The organism is Sphingobium sp. (genome assembly GCF_048594625.1).
GTDB lineage: Bacteria > Pseudomonadota > Alphaproteobacteria > Sphingomonadales > Sphingomonadaceae > Sphingobium.
Window position 1 is genome coordinate 1 of record NZ_JBMDWL010000023.1, and the last position, 4102, is coordinate 4102.

Sequence of the window (4102 nt, forward strand, 5' to 3'; positions counted from 1 at the left end):
GGATCTGGCGGGGCATGTCGGGGATGCGGCGCTGGCGAGCGCGGCGATCGACCTGGCGCGCGAATTGCTGCCGCAGGCGGAGGGCGCGCAATGGACGCGGGCGACCAAGCCGCAGCGCATCGCCTTCACGCTGGCGCGGCAGGATGTGCTGGCGGGGCATGGCGCGCCGGTCGGGATGCCGCGTGCGCTGGCATGGCGATTGCTGCGAATCGCGCTTGTCGGGCGTTAGGATGTCGGGATAGGCTTGGCCCCGTAACGATGACGGGAGGGCCGGGCGTGGGGCGATTGCTGGCGGGGGGCATGGCGGCGTTGCTGCTGGTCGCGGGCGGCCTGTTCTGGTGGCAGGGGCGGGCGGACAATGCGCCGGTGCCGCAACTGGCCAGCGCGCCGCCGCCGCCGACCGAGGTGGAGGCATTGCCCGAAGGCGATCCCGATGCGGTGGGGGAAGCGCCGCCGATGCCGGGTGAGGCCAGCCCGCAAAGCCGCGAGGAGAAGCGCTTTGCCCGTTATGACCGCAATCGCGACGGCTTCATCACCCGCGTCGAGATGATGGGCAGCCGGACCAAGGCGTTCAAGGCGCTGGACAAGGATGGCGACAACCTGTTGTCCTTCGAGGAATGGGCGGTTGCGACATCCGACCGTTTCGGCGCGGCTGACGCGAACAGGGACGGCAAGCTTACACCGGAGGAATTTGCCGCGACTGCGCCCAAACGCACGGCAAAGCCGAAGTGCAAATGCTGACCCTTTGCGCGATCAGGCCAGTTCCATCGCGCCCATCCACACACCGAAGGAGGCGCGGGCGCGGGCGGTATAGGCTTCCTTGCGCTGTTTCTTCTTCACATCTTCCAGCGTCGGGAACAGGCCGAAATTGACGTTCATCGGCTGATAGTCCGCCGTTTCCACATTGCCCGTCACATGGCCGAGCAGCGCGCCCAGCGCCGTGTCGGCAGGCGGCGGGGTGAGCGTGCGGCCCAACAGTTCCGCCACGGCGAAGCGCCCGGCGATAAGGCCGATGGCGGCGCTTTCGACATAGCCTTCGCACCCCGTCATCTGACCCGCAAAGCGGATATGCGGCGCGCTTTTCAGGCGCAGCGTGGGGTCCAGCAGCTTGGGGCTTTGGATGAAGGTGTTGCGATGCAGGCCGCCAAGGCGCGCGAACTCCGCCTTTTCAAGGCCGGGGATGGTGCGGAACAGTTCCACCTGCGCCCCATGTTTCAGCTTGGTCTGGAAACCGACCATGTTCCACAGGGTGCCGGACGCATTATCCTGTCGCAGCTGAACGACGGCATAGGGCCAGCGGCCGGTGCGGGGATTGTCGAGGCCCATGGGTTTCATCGGCCCGTGGCGCAGCGTTTCGGGACCGCGCGACGCCATCACTTCGATCGGCATGCAGCCTTCGAAATAGGGGGTGTTGCTCTCCCATTGCTTGAACTCGGTCTTTTCGCCGTCGAGCAAACCCTGAACGAAGGCCTGATACTGGTCCTTGTCCATCGGGCAGTTGATATAATCCTTGCCCTCTCCACCTGCCGGGCCGATCTTGTCCCAGCGATTGGCCATCCAGCATTGATCCATGTCGATGCTGTCATGATGGATGACCGGGGCGATGGCGTCGAAAAAGGCGAGATGTTCCATGCCAGCCGCCTGCCCGATGCTTTGCGCCAGCAGCGGGGCGGTCAGCGGGCCGGTGGCGACGATCGTCATGCCGTCGGTCGGCAGCCTGTCGATGCGTTCGCGCACGATCTCCACATTGGGATGATCGGCAAGGGCGCGGGTGACGCCGCCCGAAAAGACATGGCGGTCGACGGCCAGCGCCGATCCCGCGGGCACCTTTGCCGGTTCGGCCTGCGCCATGATGAGCGAGTCCAGCCGCCGCATTTCCTGATGCAGCAGGCCCACGGCATTCTTGTCCGCATCGTCCGACCGGAAGCTGTTGGAACAGACCAGTTCGGCGAGGCCATCGGTCTGGTGCGCGGGGGTCATGTCGCCCGCTCCGCGCATTTCGGACAGGCGGACCTTTATCCCTGCCTGTGCAAGCTGCCAGGCGGCTTCCGATCCGGCGAGGCCGCCGCCGATGATGTGGACCTGATGACTGGACATATTCGCTTAACTTCGCGCTTTTCCCGCTGATGAGGCAATTTCCGGTCGCCAGTGGGACATATTGTTATCCCGCGCAAGGATTATAGCGAATGGGCGCGCGGTAGGACAATCGGGGCGAAGGATGGTCAGGACCGCTCCGCCCGCTGCCTGATCAGGGCAAGTAGATTATTTTCGATGTCGCCAAGGAAAATTTCACCCCACAGGCGGGAATAGGCATTGACCGGGGTCTGCATCCAGTAACGGGTGTCGATGGTAACGCGGGTGCGGCCCGGCGCGACGGGTTCCATGCGGTATCCGCCGGTCGTCACTTTGAAATAACGGCTGTCGGGCATCAGGTGCCGGTCGGTGAACTGCCAGGCGTCGAGGCCACGGAAATCGAAGCGCCAGCCAATGCTGCGCCCCGGTTGCCAGTCGACGATATGTTCGCGAAAGCGCACCTGGCGGCCCCAGTTCGCCATGCGGGTCGCGCCCACGCCTTCGCCCAGCATATAGGCGCCGATCGGGCGGGGAACCCCCAGCACATCCTGCGTCACCGTCCATGCGCCTTCGCCGGGGCGGACATCGGGAATGCCGCGCAGCAGGGGCCAGATGTCCGCCGGGCTGGCGTTGACGATAACGGACCGGCTTACGGTCGCGGTCGCCTGTTGCACGGGGATCATCGGTTCGACCTGCATGGCGATGAGGGGCAGGGCAAGGACGGCCATGCAATAGGTACCGCCATCGCCCGCCCGACCGCGCAGGCGGTAGGTGAGGTACGCGCCCGCCATGCCGCTGGCGATCCAGAGCGGCGCCAGCATGACGACGCAGATGATGCCTTCGCGCAGTACGGGGATGGAAATGAGCATCACCGCGCCCAGCAGCCACAGCGGCATCGTCAAATAATAGGCCCGGTTTCGCCGCGCCATCGGATCGCCGACATAGGTGACGAAGGCGGTGATCGCCGCGGGCAGGACCAGCAGGAAGGAAAAGCTGACAAGGCCGCCATCGGGCTGTACCGCCTCCAGCAACAGATAGACGCCCAATGCAAAGGCGAAGGCCGTGCCGATCGCGCCGAGGATGCGGAGCGTCGCGGTGCGCGTGGTGTCGACTGCTATTCTGTCGTCAATGTCAGACATTTCTGAAAACTCCGAAATGTTTGGATATGATGCTGCGGATAAGCGGGGCAGAATGCGGCGTTGGGTGGCTAGTCGCCCTTTTTCTTCCCACCGGGCAGGAAGCGGGCGACCTTGCCGCCCAGTTTCATGAGATCGATCAGCGTGGGCTTTGGCAGGGAGCGGACCTGTTCGTACCAGTTGCCCAGCGTCGATAGAAATTCGTGCATCCGGGTGATGCGTTCGCGCACATGGGCAGGCGCGCTTTCATCCTTTGCAAGGCGCGCGGCCAGTTCGCCCATCAGGGCGATGGTGGGGTCGATTTCGCGCCGCTTGCGCTCCGCCGCGATGCGGGTCAGCATGTCCCACAGGTCGAGTTCGGCCACGAAATGGTCGCGCCGGTCCCCCTCCATATGCACGCGGCGGACGATGGCATAGGACTGCAATTCCTTGAGCGCGGTCGATACATTGGATCGGGCAAGACCCAGCTGATCGACGATTTCGTCGGCGGGCAGGGGGCGGTCGGACAGGTAGAGCAGCGCATGCACCTGACTGACCGAACGGTTGACCCCCCATTGCGTCCCCATTTCGCCCCAGTGCAGCAGAAACGCCTTGGCATCGGGATGGTCGAGAAGTGGCATGGCGTTCCTTTCTGTAAAAACAGAAATAACGGAATTTTGTGTAGGGCGCAAGAGGGCGCATGGATGGGGAACTGTCTGCTATCGAGCCAGTGTCCGTTGGAACCCGCCATTTCCTGTGCAACGATGCGATATGCCCAAAATCTGGATCGTCGGCCTCTAAATTTTTACCATCGCTTTTACGGCATATTTGTTCTGGGATGGACAGGCTGCAGCGGCACTGTGGATGATGCTGACCGCATCATCTTGGGAGGCGGTTCATAGGCTTACCGCTAG

At 63.7% G+C, this 4102-nt stretch carries 4 protein-coding genes and 1 pseudogene; 2 read left to right on the forward strand and 3 right to left on the reverse strand.

Going from position 1 to position 4102, the window contains the following annotated elements; translation table 11 throughout:
* Positions 1 to 229 (forward strand): annotated as a pseudogene (locus tag ACOJSJ_RS02730) (hypothetical protein); the annotation flags it as partial.
* Between the two features lie 47 nt (positions 230 to 276).
* Positions 277 to 741, forward strand: a complete 465-nt coding sequence (locus ACOJSJ_RS02735) for an EF-hand domain-containing protein (RefSeq protein WP_420143458.1) — start codon at positions 277 to 279, stop codon at positions 739 to 741.
* A 12-nt stretch (positions 742 to 753) separates the two neighbouring features.
* On the opposite strand, the gene trmFO is transcribed toward ACOJSJ_RS02735, so the two are convergent.
* From trmFO to ACOJSJ_RS02750, 3 genes are all read right to left on the reverse strand, one after another.
* Positions 754 to 2097 carry a methylenetetrahydrofolate--tRNA-(uracil(54)-C(5))-methyltransferase (FADH(2)-oxidizing) TrmFO gene (trmFO, locus tag ACOJSJ_RS02740; protein WP_420143455.1) on the reverse strand — a complete coding sequence of 448 codons (1344 nt, stop codon included), beginning with the start codon at positions 2095 to 2097 and terminating at the stop codon, positions 754 to 756.
* A gap of 125 nt (positions 2098 to 2222) precedes the next feature.
* Positions 2223 to 3212 carry an SRPBCC family protein gene (locus ACOJSJ_RS02745; RefSeq protein ID WP_420143456.1) on the reverse strand — a complete coding sequence of 330 codons (990 nt, stop codon included), beginning with the start codon at positions 3210 to 3212 and terminating at the stop codon, positions 2223 to 2225.
* A 68-nt stretch (positions 3213 to 3280) separates the two neighbouring features.
* Positions 3281 to 3829: a GbsR/MarR family transcriptional regulator gene (locus ACOJSJ_RS02750; RefSeq protein WP_420143457.1), complete on the reverse strand. Its 549-nt coding sequence runs from the start codon at positions 3827 to 3829 to the stop codon at positions 3281 to 3283.
* Between the last annotated feature and the right edge of the window lie 273 nt (positions 3830 to 4102).